General features: G+C 67.2%; 16 protein-coding genes and 1 tRNA gene. 15 read left to right on the forward strand and 2 right to left on the reverse strand.

Features of this window, described 5'->3' with window-relative positions; genetic code table 11:
* Window positions 1-58 precede the first annotated feature (58 nt).
* The 10 genes from WFL22_RS11905 to rlmN all read left to right on the forward strand — a co-directional run bounded on the left by WFL22_RS11905 (window position 59) and on the right by rlmN (window position 10,853).
* Window positions 59-1,300: a hypothetical protein gene (locus WFL22_RS11905; protein ID WP_336992974.1), complete on the forward strand. Its 1,242-nt coding sequence runs from the start codon at window positions 59-61 to the stop codon at window positions 1,298-1,300.
* Between the two features lie 50 nt (window positions 1,301-1,350).
* Window positions 1,351-1,761 (forward strand): hypothetical protein, encoded by a 411-nt coding sequence (locus WFL22_RS11910; protein ID WP_336651675.1) that lies wholly within the window; start codon window positions 1,351-1,353, stop codon window positions 1,759-1,761.
* A gap of 177 nt (window positions 1,762-1,938) precedes the next feature.
* Window positions 1,939-2,011 (forward strand) — tRNA-Glu (locus WFL22_RS11915).
* A gap of 386 nt (window positions 2,012-2,397) precedes the next feature.
* The gene (locus WFL22_RS11920; protein ID WP_336651674.1) at window positions 2,398-3,456 is read left to right on the forward strand and encodes a 3-isopropylmalate dehydrogenase; all 1,059 of its coding nucleotides are present in this window, start codon (window positions 2,398-2,400) and stop codon (window positions 3,454-3,456) included.
* A gap of 65 nt (window positions 3,457-3,521) precedes the next feature.
* Window positions 3,522-4,622, forward strand: coding sequence for a branched-chain amino acid aminotransferase (locus tag WFL22_RS11925; protein WP_336992975.1), 1,101 nt, complete (start codon window positions 3,522-3,524; stop codon window positions 4,620-4,622).
* Window positions 4,623-4,689: 67 nt separating this feature from the next.
* Window positions 4,690-5,478, forward strand: a complete 789-nt coding sequence (locus tag WFL22_RS11930) for a fumarylacetoacetate hydrolase family protein (RefSeq protein ID WP_336651672.1) — start codon at window positions 4,690-4,692, stop codon at window positions 5,476-5,478.
* 30 nt (window positions 5,479-5,508) lie between these two features.
* Window positions 5,509-7,254: an alkaline phosphatase family protein gene (locus WFL22_RS11935; RefSeq protein ID WP_336992977.1), complete on the forward strand. Its 1,746-nt coding sequence runs from the start codon at window positions 5,509-5,511 to the stop codon at window positions 7,252-7,254.
* Window positions 7,255-7,532: 278 nt separating this feature from the next.
* Entirely contained in the window at window positions 7,533-8,636 is a 1,104-nt protein-coding gene (locus WFL22_RS11940) for a carboxylate-amine ligase (protein ID WP_336992979.1), read from the forward strand.
* Between the two features lie 25 nt (window positions 8,637-8,661).
* Window positions 8,662-9,495, forward strand: coding sequence for an aldo/keto reductase (locus WFL22_RS11945; protein ID WP_336992981.1), 834 nt, complete (start codon window positions 8,662-8,664; stop codon window positions 9,493-9,495).
* Window positions 9,496-9,551: 56 nt separating this feature from the next.
* Entirely contained in the window at window positions 9,552-10,853 is a 1,302-nt protein-coding gene (gene rlmN / locus WFL22_RS11950) for a 23S rRNA (adenine(2503)-C(2))-methyltransferase RlmN (protein ID WP_336992983.1), read from the forward strand.
* Between the two features lie 150 nt (window positions 10,854-11,003).
* Here rlmN and WFL22_RS11955 read toward each other — a convergent pair whose 3' ends face one another.
* Window positions 11,004-12,080: an aminotransferase class V-fold PLP-dependent enzyme gene (locus WFL22_RS11955; protein ID WP_336992985.1), complete on the reverse strand. Its 1,077-nt coding sequence runs from the start codon at window positions 12,078-12,080 to the stop codon at window positions 11,004-11,006.
* Window positions 12,081-12,172: 92 nt separating this feature from the next.
* Between WFL22_RS11955 and WFL22_RS11960 the strand changes: the two genes are divergently transcribed.
* From WFL22_RS11960 to WFL22_RS11980, 5 genes are all read left to right on the forward strand, one after another.
* Window positions 12,173-13,123: a LysR family transcriptional regulator gene (locus WFL22_RS11960; protein ID WP_336992987.1), complete on the forward strand. Its 951-nt coding sequence runs from the start codon at window positions 12,173-12,175 to the stop codon at window positions 13,121-13,123.
* Complete coding sequence (locus WFL22_RS11965; RefSeq protein ID WP_336651665.1) at window positions 13,120-14,400, forward strand: MFS transporter; 1,281 nt, start codon at window positions 13,120-13,122, stop codon at window positions 14,398-14,400. The genes WFL22_RS11960 and WFL22_RS11965 overlap by 4 nt, the downstream gene beginning before the upstream one ends.
* Before the next feature lie 195 nt (window positions 14,401-14,595).
* Complete coding sequence (gene gltX / locus WFL22_RS11970) at window positions 14,596-16,122, forward strand: glutamate--tRNA ligase (RefSeq protein ID WP_336651664.1); 1,527 nt, start codon at window positions 14,596-14,598, stop codon at window positions 16,120-16,122.
* 20 nt (window positions 16,123-16,142) lie between these two features.
* Window positions 16,143-17,147 (forward strand): NAD(P)/FAD-dependent oxidoreductase, encoded by a 1,005-nt coding sequence (locus tag WFL22_RS11975; protein ID WP_336992990.1) that lies wholly within the window; start codon window positions 16,143-16,145, stop codon window positions 17,145-17,147.
* Window positions 17,140-17,892: a queuosine precursor transporter gene (locus WFL22_RS11980; protein ID WP_336651662.1), complete on the forward strand. Its 753-nt coding sequence runs from the start codon at window positions 17,140-17,142 to the stop codon at window positions 17,890-17,892. The genes WFL22_RS11975 and WFL22_RS11980 overlap by 8 nt, the downstream gene beginning before the upstream one ends.
* Before the next feature lie 7 nt (window positions 17,893-17,899).
* On the opposite strand, the gene tgt is transcribed toward WFL22_RS11980, so the two are convergent.
* A complete protein-coding gene (gene tgt / locus WFL22_RS11985; RefSeq protein WP_336992992.1) occupies window positions 17,900-19,237 on the reverse strand; it encodes a tRNA guanosine(34) transglycosylase Tgt in 1,338 nt (445 codons plus the stop codon).
* Window positions 19,238-19,675 lie beyond the last annotated feature (438 nt).

Consider the following 19,675-nt stretch of genomic DNA (forward strand, 5'->3'; position numbering starts at 1 on the left):
TGCGGTGCGCGGAGTCGGCGCGGGGGAGCGACGGTGCGCCCAATGCTAATATTTGGACATGGTTCAAATTCGTACACGGTTTCGATCGGGATTCCTCCGCTGGGCGGGCTTGTTCCTCGCTTCCGCTGCGGTGCTCGGCGCTGCGGGGCTGGCGCAGCCGACGGCCGCTCGGGCCGAGCTAACGGCTGATGTGACGACCTCGACCAGCATCACGACGTTCGTGCCGCCGACGACGTACGGCAACTCGCCCATCTACTTCGTTACGGTGTCGCTCCCGAGCGCCGCCAACCTCAGCGGTGAGGTGGTGATGATCGAGGCCGATGGTGTAGTCGCAGGACGCGGGGTTCTCGGCTACAACGGGTCCGGCGGCTTCGCGGCGATCGTTCCCGTTGTGAACCTCGCCGCCGGCGATCATGATCTGGTTGCGCGTTTCGTGGGCAAAGAAGGCGATGCGACCTTCCCCGATCGCGTTCTGCCCTCAGAGAGCCCGGTGCTCCCCATCACGATCGCCCCGGCCGAGAGCAGCACCGCGATCACGGGTGCGCCCACCTGGGCGTGGGCCTTCGCTCCGATTGACGTTACAGCGCATGTGACCTCTCCGGCGGCCGGAGTGAACGGTCGGGCGGCGTTGCTCGCAGACGGCGTCGAACTCGCCACCGCCGAGCTGCAGCCGAATGGTGCGGTACAGTTCTCCGCCGTCGCCGCACCCGCGGCGACGGCCGGTCTTACCGTGGCCTTTCTCGGCGACGCTGCGGGCAACTTCGCGCCGTCGAACTCGGCCGCGGCGCCGCTGACGGTCGTTCCGCATGCGACCGTGACGGCGCTCACTGTGTCACCCACCAAAGCGCGCCTGGGCGACAGTGTCGGCTTCGATGTCGTGGTGAGCAACACTGACCGCACGGTGCCCACCGACCCTCGTGGCGGCATCGAGCTGCTGGTCGACGGGGCAGTGGTGTTCACGGTCCCCGCCGCCGATGATATCGATCCCGAGACGGGTGACGGGGAGGCGCGGTTCAGCGTCGACTCCGCGCAGCTCTCCTTCGGAGAGCACGAGGTGTTTGCCCGCTTCGTGCCGCAGGCAGGCTTCCTCGATTCGCGCAGCCCCGCCGTGGCCGTCGAGGTGTCGGCCGACGCGGCGCCGGGCGGTGGATCGCCGACGAAGCCCGCTGCGTCGCTCGCGCGTACCGGCGGGCTCGACCCGCTCGTGCCGGGCGTTGCGGGGCTCGGCCTGCTTGTGCTCGGCGGGGCCGCGGTCGTGGGGGCTGCCGTCAGGGCTCGACGGGCTCGGGCATCGCGCTAGGCTGAGGCCAAGGTGCGGAGCGTCGCTCCGCCGAGCGGAAGGAGCGCACCATGCGGCTGCTGTTTCAGATTGTCTCCCAGCTGGTGCTGGCAGCGATCGCGATGATCGTGTGCCACTTCGCCCTGCCGGGGTTCGAGCTGCACCTTGGCGGCTTCCTGGTGGCCCTCGGTGTGTTCACGCTCGCGCACGCGATCCTCGGGCCGTTCGTGCTGAACATTGCGCAGCGCTACGCGGCACCGCTCGCGGGCGGCGTGGGGCTTGTGGCAACGCTGCTCGCGCTTTGGGTGGCGTCGCTCTTCCAGGGCGGTATCGTGCTGCGCGGCGTGGAGACCTGGGTGCTCGCGCCCATTATCGTGTGGGTCATCACGGCCCTTGGGGGCTGGATCTTCATGGCCTTCTTTATCGACAAGTGGCTGAAGCGCCGCGCGGCCACGAAGATGCTGCGCCGCACCCAGGGGTGACGGTCGGCGGGCAGCTGCTGCCGGGCGTTGTCGCTTGGGTTCGCCCTCGGACCTCGGCGGAATTTCGCGAGACACACCCGGGATTCGGCCCTCGATTTGCCCGAGAGGTGAAGCTGTGCCACTATATATGAGTTGCCAGCGCGGCGGGGGAAGCCCCGAAGAGCGGTGACAGCGTCCGGCCCCATCGTATAGCGGCCTAGTACGCCGCCCTCTCACGGCGGTAACGCGGGTTCGAATCCCGCTGGGGTCACCGGAACAGAAAGCCTCACCTTCGGGTGAGGCTTTCTGCGTTTCCGCCCGCCCCGGCTGCCCTGCCCGCCCCGATCTCGACCCCTCGTCTCCCCGGCCTGGCCCCGCATCCCAGGCGCACCCCCAAGTTCAGCGGCGCAGGACGTTTCACCGTCCCCTCGTTTGTGCACCGATCGACGTTCAAGCACCTCCGGCTGTGGAACTGAGGTGCTTGAACGTCGATCGGTGCGGTAGGGGAGTGGCGGGGTGGGGACGGAGGCAGCCGAGAGAGTGAAGGGAGACGGCGGGCAGATAGAGGAGAGGCGTCGGGAACCGGCGGTGAGCGTGAATGTCGGAGGTGCCCAGTAAGCTGATGATGTTCTGTTCAGGCACGAAGAGGAGCGCTCAGTGACCCGCACCATCAAGCTCGCCGTCCTTCCGGGCGACGGCATCGGACCGGAAGTGATCGAGCAGGCGAACCGCGTGCTCGACGCCGTGCTCGCCGACGGCGATGTGGTGCTCGACCGCACCGAGTTCAAACTGGGTGCCGAGCGCTTTCTCGCAACTGGTGAGACCCTGCCCGAGGCCGAGCAGGCCGAAATTGCGCAGCACGACGCGATCTTGTTCGGTGCTGTCGGCGGCGTGCCAGGCGACCCCCGACTGAAAGACGCCAACATCGAGCGCGGCCTGCTGCTCAAGCTGCGCTTCGACTTCGATCACTACGCCAATGTGCGACCCTGCACGCTCTTCCCCGGCGTTGAGTCCACCCTCGCCAATCCCGGCAACGTCGACTTTGTCGTGGTGCGCGAGGGCACCGAGGGCCCCTATGCGGGCAACGGCGGGCGCTTGCGCGCGGGCACCCCCGCAGAGGTCGCCACCGAAGTATCCGTCAACACCGCCTTCGGCATCGAGCGCGTGGTGCGCTACGCCTTCGAGGTCGCCAGCCAGCGCCCCCGCAAGAAGCTCACCTGGGTGCACAAGACCAACGTGCTCGTGCACGCGGGTGCCACCTGGCAGCGCATTGTGCAGACCGTCGCCGCAGAGCACCCCGAAATCACCGTCGACTACATGCACGTCGACGCCGCCACCATCTTCATGGTGCAAGATCCGGCACGTTTCGACGTGATCGTCACTGATAATCTGTTCGGTGACATCCTCACAGACCTGGCCGGCGCCATTGGCGGCGGCATCGGGCTCGCAGCCAGCGGCAACATCAATCCCGACGGCACGTTCCCGAGCATGTTCGAACCCGTCCACGGTTCTGCGCCCGACATCGCGGGGCAGCAGAAGGCGGATCCGACCGCGGCGATCCTGTCAGCGGCTCTCATGCTCGACCACCTGGGCCTCACCGCCGAGGGCGACCGCGTGCGCGACGCCGTGCGCGCCGACCTCGCTACCCGCGGGGCATCGGCGCGATCCACCACCGAGGTGGGAAGCGCGATCGTCGAACTGATCTCCGCTCGCTGACACGGCCCGGGCCCCTCTTCGAACTCCTCACACGGCCGCCCCTTCAGGCGACAGAAAGCAAGTCCATGACCGAGCTCACCTTCACCCGCACCCCGGCAACCAGGCTCTCCGACGCCGAGCGCGAAGCAGCACTCGTCGACCCCGGCTTCGGCAATCGCTTCACCGACCACATGATCTCGATCGTGTGGGATCGAGAGCGCGGCTGGCATGATGCCGAGGTGCTGCCCTACGGCCCGATCCCCATGGATCCCGCCTCTTCGGTGCTGCACTACGGTCAGGAGATCTTCGAGGGGCTGAAGGCGTACCGTCACCCCAACGGTGACATCGTCGCCTTCCGTCCGGAGGAGAACGCTCGACGCCTCAATGAGAGCGCCAAGCGTCTTGCGCTGCCCGAGCTGCCTGTCGAGTTGTTTGTGCAGGCGGTGCACGAGCTCATCACCGTCGACGCCGACTGGGTGCCCAGCGGTCACGATCAGAGCCTCTACCTGCGCCCCTTCATGATTGCCGACGAGAGCTTCCTCGGTGTGCGCGCAGCTGAGCGCGCCCGCTTCCTCGTGATCGCGAGCCCCGCCGGCGCTTACTTCACCGGCGGCGTGCGCCCTGTCTCCATCTGGCTTTCCGGCAACCTCGCCCGGGCTGGACGTGGCGGCACCGGTGCGGCGAAGTGCGGCGGCAACTACGCCTCCTCACTGCTGCCCACCCGCATTGCCGCGCAGCACGGCTGCGCCCAGGTGCTCTTCACCGACTCGGCCACCGAAGACACCATCGACGAGCTCGGCGGCATGAACCTGTTCCTGGTGCACCGCGATGGCAAGCTCATCACCCCCGAGCTCAACGGCAACATCCTCGACGGCATCACCAGGAAGAGCCTGATCCGCCTCGCCCAAGATCGTGGCCTCACCGTCGAAGAACGCAAGGTCACGGTGAGCGAGTGGCGCGACGGCGCCGCAGACGGCTCCATCACCGAGGCGTTCGCCTGCGGCACCGCAGCCGTGATCACCCCGATCGGCCAGCTGAAGAGCGAAGACGGCACCCTGGTCGACTTCGGCGACAGCGCCCCGGGCGAGGTCACCATGTCGCTGCGCGAAGAGCTCACCGGCATCCAGTTCGGCACTGTCGAAGACCGTTTTGGCTGGGTCGACCGCATCATCGCAGCGGGGGAGTGAGCGAGGCCGCACGCCCCGCACCCGACGCCGCACACCACCGACGAGCACGAACAACAGGGAAGAGCACATGAAGGTCGTACGCTTCGAAGCAGCGGGAGAGATTTCCTACGGAATTCTTGATGAAGCCGAAAACGGCGACGGCATCGAGGTTGTCGAACTCGCGGCAGATCCGCTGGTCTCGGGGTTCGACACCACTGGGCGCAGGCTGCGCCTCGATGAGGTGCGTCTGCTCGCCCCGGTGATTCCGCGTTCAAAGGTGGTGTGCGTCGGGAAGAACTACGCCGATCATGTCGAGGAGATGCGTTCGGAGACCGGCGGCGGCACCCCCGATGAGCCGCTGCTGTTCTTGAAGCCCAACACCTCCGTGATCGGTCCGGGCGACCGCATCGTGCGCCCGGAGATCTCCGACCGTGTCGAGCACGAGGGCGAACTCGCGATGGTGATCGGTGCCGTCGCGAAGAACGTGCCAGAGGCCGACGCCCTCAGCTACGTGTTCGGTTTCACCTGCGCCAACGACGTCACCGCCCGCGATCTGCAGATCGCTGATGGGCAGTGGACACGCGGCAAAGGCTTTGACACCTTTTGCCCGCTCGGCCCCGTCATCGAAACCGACCCCGAGCTCGACGATGCCCGCGTGGTCACCCGCGTGAACGGGGAAGTGCGCCAGGAGGGCCGCACCTCGCAGCTCATTTTCTCCCTCGCCCGTATCGTCGCGCACGCCTCCGAAGCCTTCACGCTGCTTCCCGGTGATGTGATCCTCACCGGCACCCCGGCAGGCGTTGGCCGCCTCGAAGCCGGAGACACCGTCGAAGTGGAGATCGACGGCATCGGGATCCTGCGCAACACCGTCGTGTAGCCCGCAGCACAGCACCGTAGGGAGCCCCGCATGAGCAACGACGAACAGCAGGAACCTTCTCCTCGCGGCACGAGCCGCAGATCGATTCTGCGAGGCGGCGGCCTCCTCGCCGCCGGTGCGGCAGCCGGCTTCGGCGGGGCAGCGCTCATGCGCGGTCTCGACGGCCAGAACCAGGCCGGCCAACCATACATTCCCGAAGAATTCGCCGCTCCGAAGCCCCGCACCGCCCCGGGCTTCGACCACCTGGTGGTGCTGATGGGCGAGAATCGATCCTTCGACAACCTGCTCGGTCACCTGTACACCCCCGACACGCTGCCCGCGGGTGCCTCTTTCGAGGGGCTGGCTTTCGGCGACTACTCCAATCAAGCCTCTGATGGCACGGTGGTGCCGGCGCACATCTACGTCGGCCCCACCGATCGCATCATGCGTCAACCCGATCCCGATCCCGGCGAAGAGTATCCGCACGTCAACACCCAGCTTTTCGGCTCCCTCGACGATCACAACCGGGGCAAAGACGTCGCCGACATGAGCGCGCCCTACAATGCGCCGCAGCACGGCGCGCGGGCCACGATGGCTGGCTTCGTGCTCGACTACGAAACCGATTTCGAGGGCCGCACCGGCCGCAAACCGTCGCCCGCTGAGCGAGACCAGATCATGGGGTCGTTCAGCCCCGAGATGCTGCCGGTCACCTCCACCCTCGCCCGCGAGTTCGGCGTCTACGACCACTGGTTTTGCGCGGTGCCGAGCCAGACCTTCTGCAACCGCAGCTTCTTCCACGCCTCAACCTCGCACGGCTTCGTCACGAACGCGCTCAACGGTGGCTACGACAAGTGGCTGAATGCGGCGCCCACGCCGACGGTGTTCAATCGGCTCGAAGAGGCCGGGCTGAGTTGGCGCATCTACTTCGACAAGCTGCAGCTGATCTCGTTCACCGGCATGATCCATGCTCCGGTGCTGCAACGTTTCTGGAAAACAGACCGCTTCGCCACTATGGAGCAGTTCGAGGCCGACGCGAAGAACGGTGATCTGCCTGAGTACGCCTTCGTTGAGCCGCGCATGATTTTCAATCACAATGATTTCCACCCGCCTGTCGGTGCAGTGCGCGAGGCCGTGATTGACGGCGAAGATGTCTACAACGGTGCGCTCTCCGATGTGCGCGCCGGTGACGCGCTGGTGCACCGGGTGTACACCGCGATCCGCACTGCGATGTCCGCGACGGGATCGAACTATCTCAACACGGCGATGCTGCTCACTTTTGATGAGCACGGTGGCACGTACGATCACGTCGTGCCGCCCGCGGCGAAACCGCCGGAGCCTGGCGCGGGCGAGATGGGGTTCACCTTTGACAGGCTCGGCTGCCGGGTGCCCGCGGTGCTCGTGTCGGCCTATGTTGAGCGGGGGAGCGTGTTCACCGGCACGATGCATCACGGCTCTCTCGCGGCGACGCTCAGCGATCGTTTCGGGCTTGAGCCGCTCACCGATCGCGACCACGGTGCACCCTCGATCGCTCCGTCGTTCAATCGTCAGGTGCCCAGGCATGTGGCAGATTGGCCGCAGCCCTCGCCGGCGTTCGTGCCGCCGAATCCCGAGGGCGGCCCGCACCCCGCCGAAGCTGAGCCGGACAGGCCGCTGAGCCCTCCAGCGAAGGGCTTGCTGGGGCTGCTGATCTCCCGCTATGGCGAGGAAAGCGAGCGTGTGAACCCGCCCCGCACCTTCTCCGAAGCTTACGCTCTGTTGCAGAAGTACGGGCAGGGCCTGTTCGGGCCTGGCGGGTGATGCTGGTGGGCGCGGCGCGGCACGCATTCAAGGGGTGGATCGAGCATCGGATCGCCCATCCCATCAGGCGTCCAAGCCCCCAGGGCGGCGATGTCGATGCGCGGGCGGGGGTGCTGCGGAGTGCGGCGGCGGATCCGGTGCAGGATTCAGCTGCGTGCCCGGCCGCGGCCCGCACCGCAGCCCCATGTGACGTGCGCGACCCGCGCGGTGTAGCATGACGCGACCGGTGACGGCGATCCAGCCCTGCCGCAACCCCACCCCGAACGGACGGTGCTGAGATGCCAATCGACACCCCCGCTCCGCCGCGCTTCGGCGTGGAAGAGGAGTACCTGCTGCTCGACGCGCAGACCGGTCTGCCCCGCGATGGTGTGGAGGGCATGATCGCGGCGTTGCCTGGGTTGCGGGCCGAGCATGAGTACTTCCACAGTCAGCTCGAGACGGCCACCCCGCCGTGTGTGACCGCGGCGGAGGCGTTCGATTCGTTGGCTGAGTTTCGGGTGGCCGCGTCGCGGGCGGCGGGCGAGCAGGGGCTGGTGCTTGCGGGTACGGGGCTGCCGCCTCTGGGAGGCGACGTGCCTGGCCGTGTCACCGATAATGAGCGCTACCGTGATATCGAGCGCACGATGCGCGGCATGGTGCACCGCTACTATTCGACGGGCACTCACGTGCACATTGAGGTGCCTTCGCGCGATGCGGGGGTCGAGGTCTTCGCGCGCATTGCCAGGTGGTCGCCCGTGCTTGTCGCGCTCACCAGCAATTCGCCGCTGTGGCTGGGTGGTGATTCCGGTTACGCGAGCTGGCGATACCTGCAGCTGCAGCAGTGGCCGAGTTCGGGCTACCCGCCGCACTTTGCCGACTCGGCGGCTTACGACGGCGTAGTGCAGGAGCTGGTGCGCTCGGGGGCGCTGCTCGACACGGCCCTGGTGAATTGGTCGATCCGTCTCTCCGAGCGGTTTCCCACGATCGAGTTGCGCACGGCCGATGCGCAGCTTGAGAGCCGTGACGCTGTCGCCTTCGCGCTGATCTTCAGGGCGCTGGTGGCCAGTGCGCTGCATGATCGTGCGACGGGGGCTCCGATGGCTGAGCCGCAGCGGGATGTGTTACGCGGAGCTCACTGGGTTGCCGCCCGCAATGGCTTGGCGAGCGAGCTGGTGCACCCTGAGTCGGGTGCCCCGGCGCCGGCCTTCGAGGTTGTTGACGCGCTGCTCGCGCATGTCGCGCCGATGCTGGAGGCTGCGGGCGATGTCGAGCATGCGCACCGTTTTGTGGAGCGGCGCCGCGCCGACGGTGGTGCCGCCGAGGCGCAGCGGCGGGCTTGGGCGGCGGGCGGCATCAGCGGCCTGCTGGAGCTGTACCGGGCCTCATCCGAGGGTGCCGCGTAGCGCTCCACCCCCGTAGGGTGGAGGCATGACCGAGCAGCGCGCCCACAACGGATTCACGCTTCCCGCGATCGGCTTTGGCACGTACCGCTTGAATGGTGCGGCCGGTGCGGCTGCCGTGGCCGAGGCCGTGCGTGGCGGCTACCGCCTGATCGATTCTGCGTTTCGCTACGAGAATGAGGGTGCGGTTGGCCGTGCCGCGCGTGATTCTGGGGCGGATCGCGCCTCTCTGATTGTCACGAGCAAGTTGCCGGGGCGGCATCACGAGTACGACGCCGCGCTGCGCACGATCGAGGAGAGCGTCTACCGTACGGGCCTCGACGCGATCGACCTGTACCTGATTCACTGGCCCAATCCAGTGACGGGGCTGTTCGTCGAGGCGTGGCGTGCGCTCATCACCGCGCGAGAGCGCGGCTGGGTGCGTCAGATCGGCGTCTCCAACTTCTTGCCGGAGCACATCGAGCGCCTTGACCGCGAAACCGGGGTGCTGCCTGTGGTGAACCAGATCGAGCTGCACCCGTTCTTTCCGCAGGCCGACGCGCTCGACTATCACCGTGAACGCGGCATCATCACGGAGGCGTGGAGCCCGGTGGGGCGCGGCCGCGATCCGCTGATGTTCGAGGGGGTCGTGGCCGAGATCGCTGCGGCTCGTGGCATCACGCCCACGCAGGCGATCCTGGCCTGGCATGTGGCTCGTGGCGCGGTGCCGCTGCCGAAGTCGCAGGATCCGGCTCGCCAGCGTGAAAATCTCGCCGCGGCCGAAATCGAGTTGAGCGTTGCTGAGGTCGACGCGATCACGGCGCTCGGCCGCGTCGACGGTCGTCTTGCCGGGCAGGATCCCGCTCTCTACGAAGAATTCTGAGCCGGCTATTCCCAGCGGCCCGCCGCACCCAGCTCGCGGATGAGAGAATGGGGGCGATGGATCCCAATAAGCTCAACCATGATGCGCCGCCTGCCGAGGGCAAACTTGTCAAGACGCGGCCGCGCGCAGCCGGTGCTGCCCGCCCGCAGGTCAAGCCGAAAGCCGAGGGTTGGCAGCAGCTCACCACGCCTGACGGCCGCCCCACGCTGCAGTTCGCGTCGCCGCGCGTGAAGCAGCCCGCAACCCACCTTGCCGACCTCACGCTCGCCGAGCGCGAGGCGAAGGTTGTTGAGATGGGCGTGGCTAAGTTTCGGGCCAAGCAGCTCTCGAAGCACTACTTCGAGCATCGCACTACCGACCCCGAGCAGATGACCGATCTGCCGAAGCATCTTCGTGGCGAGCTGGCGGAGGCGTTCTTCCCGCCGCTGCTCACCGAGGTGAAGCGGCTCGTCACCGATGATGGGGCCACGATCAAGTTCTTGTGGCGGCTGTTCGACGGCGCGCTCGTGGAGTCGGTGCTGATGCGCTATCCGGGCCGCATCACGCTGTGCGTGTCGAGTCAGTGCGGCTGCGGCATGAACTGCCCGTTCTGTGCGACCGGGCAGGCGGGCCTCACCCGCAACATGTCGACCGCTGAGATTCTCGATCAGGTGGTGCAGGCCAACCGGGTGATCGCCGAGGGCGGGCTCGGCCGGGCGCGTCGCGAGGGCAACGGTGCCGAACCCGAGCGCGTCAACAACATCGTGTTCATGGGTATGGGTGAGCCGCTCGCCAACTACAAGCGCGTGATGAACGCCGTGCACCGCATGATCGCACCGTCGCCCGAGGGTCTCGGCATGTCGGCGCGTGGCATCACCGTGTCGACGGTGGGGCTTGCGCCGGCGATCCGCAAGCTGGCCGACGAGGACATTCCGATCACTTTCGCGCTGTCGCTGCACGCGCCAGACGACGAACTGCGAGATGACCTGATCCCGGTGAACAGTCGGTGGAAGGTCGAAGAGGTGCTCGACGCGGCCTACCACTACTACGAGAAGACGGGCCGCCGCGTCTCGATCGAATACGCGCTCATCAAAGACATGAACGATCATGCGTGGCGCGCCGACCTGCTCGCCGACAAGCTCAATGCTCGTGGGCGAGGCTGGGTGCACGTGAACCCCATCCCGCTCAACCCCACGCCAGGGTCGATCTGGACCTCATCGACCCGCGAGGTTACCCGCGAGTTCGTCGACCGCCTCAATGCTGCTGGCGTGCCGACGACGCTGCGTGACACCCGCGGCAAGGAGATCGACGGTGCCTGCGGGCAGCTCGTGGCGACCGAGCAAGACAAGGCTGAGGCGGCCGCCTTCGCCGAAAGCTGAGGGCGGGCGGGTCTGGCCCCGCCCGCCCCGTCATCTCACCCCAGTCCAACCTGACTGATTCAGCCAGATGGACTCATTCCGAGGTGCTGGAACAGTCGGCCTCGCTGAACGCGTCGCGCTCGGTGCAGCGCTCCCTTGGTGGGCCAGACCTTACCGGCGGAGGGCGCGGGCGAGCAGCTCGACGTCGGCGGCGGTGTTCCAGAGGTGGAATGCGATGCGGGCGTTGCCGGCTCGGCCTGAGGCGGTGATGCCGCCTGCGGTGAGCGCGGCGAGGTCGTTGCCTTGCGGATCGGCCCAGGCGACGATGGCGGAGTTGCCTGGCGGCAGCCCGAGTGTGTTGCGCGCAGCGTTTGCGAGTGCGAGGTTGCGGGCGTGCACGGTGCCGGGTTCGAGTGACGCGATGCCTGCGAGGGCGGCTTCGGTGCCGCCGAGCACGGGCCAGGCGGGGGAGACATCGAAGCGTCCGGCGCCCGCGGCGAGCGGCGTGTGCCCGGCGTAGCAGGAACCCCACACGTCATCGGCGGAGTACCAGCCGGCGGCGACGGGCACGAGTTCGTCTTCGAGCCCGGCGCGCACGGTGAGGAAGGCGGTGCCGCGCGGCGCGCAGAGCCATTTGTAGGCGTGGCAGACGGTGAAGTCGAAGGCGCTCGCTCCGGTGGGCAGCCAGCCGAGTGACTGGGTGAGGTCAACGAGAGTGCGAGCCCCGGTGCGTGCAGCGGCGAGGCGGATCGGCTCGGCGTCGGCCACTTCGCCCGTTGCCGACTGCACCAGTGAGAACACGACGAGGGCGGTGTCGGCGCTGATCTCGTGGGCGAGCTGCGAGACGGGGGCGTAGCGCACGCGCACGCCGCGGTGTGCGAGCTGTTCGAAGGGGTGGGTGAGGGAGGAGAAGTCGCCGGCGGCGCAGAGCACCTCGGCGCCGTCGGGCACTGAGCTGGCTACCACCGAGACGAGTTGTGACACCTGCGAGCCGATCGCCACACGGTCGGCGGTGACGCCCGCGATGGTCGCGAAGAGTGCCCGGCAACGCTCGGCTTGCTCGCCGAGGGCGCGCGCGTCGGCTCGGCCCGCGGCCCAGTCGTCGATGAAGGCGCGCATGGCCGTGGTGGTTGCGGCTGTCGGTAGTCCTGCGGTGCAGGCTGAGAGGTAGCCGGTGCCGGTGGCGAAGCCGAGCTGGGCGGGGTGCTGCGGCAGCGCTGCGGCGGCTGTCGCGGGATCGAGGCTCATGCCGCAAGGCTAGGCGAGCGTAAAGCATAATCAAACAGAATCATTCTTATATTTTGCTTCATGTGGGGTTATGTTTGTCGTAGTATCGATGCATGACCACGCTCCGCAATGCCGATCCGCTCGGGTCGATCGACTCGACCGAGCTGCGCATCCTGCACGCCCTCGCTACGACAGGCTCGCTCACCGCCGCCGCCGCGAGCCTCGGCCTCAGCCAGCCCGCTGTCAGCCAGCGCATCAAACGCGTCGAAACTCGGCTCGCCGTGCCACTGATCGAGCGCAGCGGGCGGGGGATCCGCCTCACCACAGCTGGGCGCATCCTCGCCGATCATGGCCGCACTGTCGTCGCCGAGATCGACGCCGCCCTCGCCGCGATCGACGATCTCCGGGGCGAGCGGGCGGGCACCCTGCGCCTCGTCGGCTTCCCGAGCGCGAGCGCTACCCTCGTGCCCGCGCTCATGCGCGAACTCGCGGTTGAAGCTCCCGACGTAGCTCTGCAGTATCGCGAGGCTGAGCCGCCCGCCGCCACCGCGATGCTGCGTGACGGCGAGGTCGACTGCGCGCTCATCTTCGACTACGAGGGCGCAGCAGAACTCCCGGCGGGCAGCGCATTTCTGCCGCTGTGGCGCGAAGAAGTGCGGCTCGTGGCCTCCGACGAGCGCGCCCCCGGCGACGCCGACGTGAAACTCGGCGAGTTCGCCTCGGACCACTGGATCGCCGGCTGCGAGAAGTGCCGCGGCCACCTGCTGAGCGCGGCAGGCGAGGCCGGCTTCGAGCCCGACATCATCCAGGAGACCGACAATGTGCCCGCCATGCTCGCGATGGCCGCCGCCGGCGGAGCCGTCGCGCTCGTGCCGGGGCTCGCACTCGCTGCGGCGCGCACCCTGCCAGATGATGCGCACGCGCTGCGGCTCGATCCGCCCCGCTACCGCACCATCGGCATCGTGTCGATGGCGACCGCCAACGAAAGCCCGCAGGTGCGCCTCGCGAAGCGTCTGCTCGCAAGCGTCGACGGTTCGAGCTGGGGGCTGGAGCCCGTCGCGTGAGCGGCGCGACCGCCGTGCTCGAGTCAGGTGAGCTGCGCCGGGGCGGCCGGCTGCAACGCCGCACCGTGGCCGTGCTCGCCACCGCAACAATCCTCGGCGGCCTCGGCGTGGGCGCGGCGCTTTCCGTGGGTGCGCTGCTGCTCGCCGAGGTCAGTGGCAACGATGCGATCTCCGGCCTCGGATCCGCCATGTTCAACGCGGGAGCCGCCGCGGCAGGCATCCCGCTTGCGCGGGTGGCCGCACGGCACGGCCGCCGCCGCGCGCTCGTCGCCGGCAGCGCGGTCGCGATGCTGGGCGCTGTCGTCGCGATCCTCGGCGCCGTGGCGCAGCAGTGGTGGCTGCTCGCGATCGGCATCGCCATGCTCGGCGTCGCCAGTGCGGTGCAGCTGATGTCTCGCTTCGCGGCAACTGATCTCGCACTGCCGAGCAACCGTGCCCGCGACCTGTCGCTCGTCGCCTGGGCGATCACCGTTGGCGCGGTCGTCGGCCCCAATCTGATGGGGCCAGGCGCGGTCATCGGTGAAGCCCTCGGAGTGACTCCGCTCGCAGGCGTGTTCGTGTTCCCCTTCGTAGCGCAGGCTCTCGCGGTGCTCGTCAACTGGTTCGGCTTGCGCCCCGATCCGCTGCTCACTGCTCGGCAGTTGCCGCCCGAAACGGCGAGCGTGCCAGTTGGGCCCGGCGTGATCGACGGGTCGCCAGGTGGATCCGGATCCGCACCTCTCACCGACACGGCGTCGATCCGACCGCGAGTGCTCACGGTCTTCATGATCGCGATGGCGCAGGCCATCATGGTGGCGCTCATGGCGATGACGCCACTGCACCTGATGCATCACGAGGGCACCCCACAGCTCGTGGGCGTCACCCTCAGCCTGCACATCGCCGGCATGTATGCGCTGTCGCCCGTGTTCGGGCTGCTCGCGGGGCGCATCGGTCGCGTGCAGGTGATCGGGATCGGGTGGCTGCTGCTGCTCGGCGCCGTCACCCTCGCCTACTTCGCCGGGGCGTCGCACGCGCTCGTGCAGATCGCGCTGGTGCTGCTCGGCCTCGGGTGGGGTGCCGTGACCGTCGCCGGGGCGGCGCTGCTCACCGAAGTCACGCCGTCGGCCGTGCGGCCGCGCTGGCAGGGTCGATCCGACACGATCATGAGCGCGGCCGGAGCGGTGGCCGGGGCGCTGTCCGGCCCCATTTTCGCGATCGGCGACTTCTCCTTCCTGGCGCTCGTCGCCGGCGGCCTGCTGGCGCTCGGGGCACTCGCCATGCTGTGGGTGCGTCGCTGAGTCGTCTCCGCTTCCGCCTGCGCTTCTGCCTGCCGCTTCGCCTCCGCCTGCCGCAAATATGGGATCTGCCGAAGATATGGAGTTCGTGGCGCGGATCGCCATATCTCAGGCAGATCCAGTATCTCCGGCACATCCCATGTTTCGGGGGTTGTGCCGAACGAGAATCCGGGCGCTCGGGCGCTAGAATAGGTCACGATGTCTACGAGCAGCGTTTCCCAGTTCTCCACCGCAACCGGCAGCGACGTGCGCGTGCGCTTCTGCCCGTCCCCGACGGGCACGCCGCACGTCGGCATGGTGCGTACCGCCCTTTTCAACTGGGCGTACGCCCGGCACACGGGCGGCACCTTCGTCTTCCGCATTGAAGACACCGATGCGGCGCGCGACAGCGAGGAGAGCTACGCGCAGATCCTTGACTCGTTGCGCTGGCTCGGGCTCGACTGGGACGAGGGTATCGACGCCGGCGGCGAGCACGGCCCCTACCGTCAGTCGCAGCGCGGTGACATCTACCAGGACGTGATCGCGCGTCTCACCGAGGCTGGGTACCTCTACGAGAGCTATTCCACGGCCGAGGAGATCGACGCCCGTAACGAGGCTGCGGGCCGCCCGAAGCAGCTCGGCTACGACAACTTCGACCGCGACCTCACCGCAGAGCAGCGCGCCGCGTTCCGCGCTGAGGGCCGTCAGCCAGCGCTGCGTTTCCGCGTGCCCGACACCGATCTTTCGTTCACCGACCTGGTGCGTGGCGACATTTCGTTCCCCGCAGGATCCACGATCGATTTCGTGGTGGTGCGTCCCAACGGCGCCCCGCTGTACACCCTCGTCAACCCTGTCGACGATGCGCTCATGGGCATCACTCACGTGCTGCGCGGCGAAGATCTGCTGTCGTCGACACCCCGCCAGATCGCCCTGCACAGCGCGCTGGTCGAGCTCGGCCTGGAGCCGGCGATCCCGCGTTTCGGCCACCTGCCGTATGTGATGGGCGAGGGCAACAAGAAGCTGTCGAAGCGCGACCCCGAGTCGAATCTGCTGCACCACCGCTCGCGCGGCTTCATTCCCGAGGGGTTGCTCAACTATCTGTCGCTGTTGGGCTGGTCATTGGCTCCGGATCGTGACGTGTTCTCACGCGAAGAGATGGTGGCCGCGTTCGATGTCGTCGACGTCAACCCGAATCCGGCCCGATTCGATCAGAAGAAGGCCGACTCGATCAACGCTGATCACATCCGCTTGCTGTCGGAGAGCGATTTCGAGTCGCGCATTCTGCCGTACCTGATCGCCGGGGGCGCGCTGCCTGTTGAGCCGAATGAGCAGCAGCTCGAGGTGGTGCGTCGCGCGGTGCCGCTCGTGCAGAGCCGCATCACGGTGCTCTCCGACGTGGTGGGGCTCATGGCGTTCCTGTTCACCTCGGCTGACGCGCTGGTCTACGAAGACGACGCACTGAAGTCGCTGAAGGAAGATGCCCGCCAGGTGCTTGCCGCGAGCATTGCCGCGCTCGATGCCGTGCCCGAGGCCGACTGGCAGACGGAGCCCATCCAGGCGGCGCTGCAGGCTGCACTCATTGATGGCCTCGGCTTGAAGCCGCGCCTTGCGTTCGGGCCATTGCGCGTCGCCGCCTCGGGCCGTCGCGTGTCGCCACCGCTTTTCGAATCGTTCGAGCTGCTGGGCCGCGATGAGTCGCTGGCCCGCCTGCGTCGGCTCGACGCCCTGCTCGCGGAACGGGCGTAGCTGTGTCGGCCGCGCTTCGAATGGATCAGGGGAGCCCCGCCGGTGGCGAGCCGACAAAGGTTGGCGTCGCGATTATCGGGGGCGGGCCTGCCGGGCTTTCGGCGGGGTTGCAGCTGGTGCGCGCGAATCGGCGCATTGCGATCCTCGACTCCAACCGTCCGCGGCATTCGGCCACACTGCAGTCGCATGGTTTTCTGACGCGCGATGGTTCGTCGCCGCTTGAACTGCGACGGCTCGGCCGTGAGGAGTTCGAGGCGTATCCCACCGCGATCTTCTCGCAGGTGATGACGCGGGAGGTGATCCCGCTTTCCGCTGAGGAGGCGATCGCTGCGGGCTTCCCCGATGGCATCGGCTTCCGGGTGCGGGGCACCGGTATCAGGGGTGCGGCCGATGTCGACTATGTGGCGCGCCGCGTGCTGATCGCTGCGGGTCTCACTGAAGAGTTGCCCGCGCTGCCCATGATCCGCGCCTACTACGGCACGGCGCTGCACAGTTGTGTCGAGTGCGATGGTTTCGAGAAGACCGATAAGCCGCTGGTGCTGATCGGTGAGACGAGCGATCTGTTTGCCCGAGCGCTCCTGATCAGCCGTTTCAGCTCTGACTTGATCGTGTTCACGAACGGTGCAGACACAGTGCGGCCTGAGCAGGAGGCGCAGCTCGCCTCGATCGGGGTGCGGGTTGAGCGGCGCGCGATCGATGACATTGTGGGCGAGAAGGCCGAGATGACGGGGGTGCGCCTGGCTGATGGAGAGGTGATTACGCGCGTCGGTGGTTTCGTGCGCCCGCGCTGGCATGCCCCTGTCGAGTTCATGGGCGAGCTCGATGTGGCGCGTGACGACTGGGGGCTCGTGGTGGTTGACGACCGCGGCGAGACTTCGGTGCGCGGCGTGTATGCGGTGGGCGACATCGTGCCGCCGGGGCCACAGCAGCTGATTATTGCGGCGGGCAACGGTGCGCGGGTTGCGGCGAAGCTGAATATGGACATGATCCGGGGAATGCTCGGAGTGGGCTTGATCGATGAGTGAGACGCGGCGCATGAACAGCGTGGAGGAATCCGACGATGCCTCGAAGTACCTCACTCCGGGGGCCCGTGCGGCTTCGTCGGGTGGGCGGTACGCAACGATCTCGGCAATGTTTGTCGGCATTTTGCTGATCTCGAATGTGGTCGCGGTGAAGCCGATCGCGTTCGGTGCGATCCCGTTCGGCGAGTTTTCGCTGCCGCTGGTCTTCGACGGCGGGGTGTTCTTGTTCCCGCTGGCGTACATTCTGGGTGATGTGCTCGCTGAGGTGTATGGCTTGAAGGCTTCGCGGCGTGCGATTCTCACAGCGTTCGGTCTGGCGCTCGTGGCGTCGCTCACGATCCTGGCGGTGCAGGTGTCACCGCCTGCGGCGGGTTGGGAGAACCAGGAGGCCTTTGCGGCGGTGCTCGGGTTTGTGCCGCGCATTGTGGCGGCGAGCCTCGTCGCGTTTCTTGCCGGCCAGTTGCTGAACGCCTGGGTGCTGGATCGGATGCGGCGCCGCACCTCTGGTCGTTTTTTGCGTACGCGCCTCATCGCCTCGACTGTCGCAGGGCAGCTTGTCGACACGCTGCTCTTCTGCACGATTGCGTTCGCGGGCATCATCACGGGCGTCGACTTCGTGATGTACGTGGTGCTCGGCTACGTGGTGAAGGTGCTCGCCGAGGTGGTGCTGTTGCCGATGACGACGCGCGTGATCCGCGCGGTGCGCGCCGCTGAGGAGCGCACCGCGTCGGGATCGGTTGCTTCCTGATCCGCGATCAGGAACCGTAGCGGGCTGCGGCCTCGCGAGCGAACTCAGCCCCGTACTGGCGGCCGAGCACCTCCTCACGGAACTCGACGAAGGTGCCGTCGATAATCGAGGCGCGGATCTGATCCACAAGCCGCACGATGAAGCGTTCGTTGTGGATGGTGGCCAGTGTCGACGACAGCATTTCCTTCGCCTTGAAGAGGTGGTGCAGGTAGGCGGCAGTGTAGTTCTCACAGGTGTAGCAGTCGCACTCGGGGTCGAGTGCTTCGAAACGACGACGCTGGGTGGCAGCCTTTGCGTTGATCCGCCCCCTGCTGGAATACATGGTGCCGCCGCGGGCCTGCCGTGACGGGGCGACACAGTCGAAGGTGTCAGCGCCGGCGGCAATACCGGCGAAGAGGTCATCGGGTTCTGAGATGCCGAGCAGGTGGCGCGGCTTGTGCTCGGGCAGTTCATCGCTCACCCAGCCGCAGATGGTGCCGAGCTCGGCCTTCTCGAGGGCGCCGCCGATACCGAAGCCGTCGAACTCCTGCTCCTCGGCTTCTGCGCCGCGCATCTCGGCGAGGCCGCGGGCCGCTTTGCGACGCAGGTCTTCATACTGGGCGCCCTGCACCACTCCGAAGAGAGCCTGGTAGGGGCGGTGAGAGCGCTCTGCCGTCTGGCGGGCATGCTCGTCGAGGCAGCGCACGGCCCAGCGTGCGGTGCGGTCGACGGAGTCTTCTTGGTAGGCGCGGGTGTTGAACAGCGTGGTGCACTCGTCGAAGGCGAAGATGATGTCGGCGCCCAGCTGGTGCTGGATCTGCATTGACACCTCGGGGGTGAAGCGATGGCGGTCGCCGTTGAGGAACGATTTGAAGGTGACGCCGTCTTCATCGACGTGCGCGAGACGCTCCTTGTTCTTCGCGATGACGTCGTCGTTCTGGTGCAGCCCCTCGGTCATCGAGATGACCTTCTTGAAGCCGACGCCGAGCGACATCACCTGGAACCCCCCTGAGTCGGTGAAGGTGGGGCCGTGCCAGTTCATGAACTTGCCGAAGCCGCCGGCCTCGTCGACTATGTCGCTGCCCGGCTGCAAGAAGAGGTGGTAGGCGTTGGCGAGCACTGCCTGGCCGCCTAGCTCTCCGACAGTCTCTGGCAGCAGCGCCTTCACAGTTGCCTTGGTGCCCACGGGAATGAAGGCGGGGGTCTGAATCTCACCGTGTGGAGTGCGGATCGTGCCCGCCCGCCCGAGGGGGCGGCCGTCGCTGCCGAGGGCACCGCCCGCTTCGAGTCGATGCTCGACGGCGAAACCGAAATCGGAGGGGGAGGGAGGGGTAGGCGTTGCGCTCTGCTCAGTCACGCCCTCCATCTAAGCAGGGGGAGTAGGGGAGGGGGTGGAGGGTTGTGGCGGCACCAGGGGTGCGGCGCGCCCGGGATACGTGGCCTATCGAGCCGAATGGCCCGATATGGGCCATTTGTGGCCCTTATCGCGCCAGGGTGACGCGGAGGTGTCGCAGGGGTGAATCCGCGGAATCATGCGGAGACACGCCCGGGATACGGGCGGTTATTGCGGGGCGGGCAGGATCTGCGTAATGTATTCCCTTGTCAGCGCAACGGAGCCGGGCCGCAGGGCGGTTCGGTTCAAAATAATGCGCAGCGAGCACATAACATGTGCTAGCATAGACAGGTTGCTGTTCGGAAGGCTTTGGCTGGTACGGGTGGTGTCTGGTCTTTGAGAACTCAATAGTGTGCACTTAATTGTCATATGCCAATTATTTATCCCCGGCATCGACTGTTTTGGTTGGTG

It is taken from the genome of Leucobacter sp. VD1 (assembly GCF_037150695.1).
GTDB lineage: Bacteria > Actinomycetota > Actinomycetes > Actinomycetales > Microbacteriaceae > Leucobacter.

Bases quoted from the DNA above. Each gene is read 5' to 3' on its own strand.
- WFL22_RS11905 (WP_336992974.1), top strand. From the start codon at position 59: ATGGTTCAAATTCGTACACGGTTTCGATCGGGATTCCTCCGCTGGGCG.
- WFL22_RS11910 (WP_336651675.1), top strand. From the start codon at position 1,351: ATGCGGCTGCTGTTTCAGATTGTCTCCCAGCTGGTGCTGGCAGCGATC.
- WFL22_RS11925 (WP_336992975.1), top strand. From the start codon at position 3,522: ATGACCGAGCTCACCTTCACCCGCACCCCGGCAACCAGGCTCTCCGAC.
- WFL22_RS11930 (WP_336651672.1), top strand. From the start codon at position 4,690: ATGAAGGTCGTACGCTTCGAAGCAGCGGGAGAGATTTCCTACGGAATT.
- WFL22_RS11935 (WP_336992977.1), top strand. From the start codon at position 5,509: ATGAGCAACGACGAACAGCAGGAACCTTCTCCTCGCGGCACGAGCCGC.
- WFL22_RS11940 (WP_336992979.1), top strand. From the start codon at position 7,533: ATGCCAATCGACACCCCCGCTCCGCCGCGCTTCGGCGTGGAAGAGGAG.
- WFL22_RS11945 (WP_336992981.1), top strand. From the start codon at position 8,662: ATGACCGAGCAGCGCGCCCACAACGGATTCACGCTTCCCGCGATCGGC.
- rlmN (WP_336992983.1), top strand. From the start codon at position 9,552: ATGGATCCCAATAAGCTCAACCATGATGCGCCGCCTGCCGAGGGCAAA.
- WFL22_RS11955 (WP_336992985.1), bottom strand. From the start codon at position 12,080: ATGAGCCTCGATCCCGCGACAGCCGCCGCAGCGCTGCCGCAGCACCCC.
- WFL22_RS11960 (WP_336992987.1), top strand. From the start codon at position 12,173: ATGACCACGCTCCGCAATGCCGATCCGCTCGGGTCGATCGACTCGACC.
- gltX (WP_336651664.1), top strand. From the start codon at position 14,596: ATGTCTACGAGCAGCGTTTCCCAGTTCTCCACCGCAACCGGCAGCGAC.
- WFL22_RS11975 (WP_336992990.1), top strand. From the start codon at position 16,143: ATGGATCAGGGGAGCCCCGCCGGTGGCGAGCCGACAAAGGTTGGCGTC.
- WFL22_RS11980 (WP_336651662.1), top strand. From the start codon at position 17,140: ATGAGTGAGACGCGGCGCATGAACAGCGTGGAGGAATCCGACGATGCC.
- tgt (WP_336992992.1), bottom strand. From the start codon at position 19,237: ATGGAGGGCGTGACTGAGCAGAGCGCAACGCCTACCCCTCCCTCCCCC.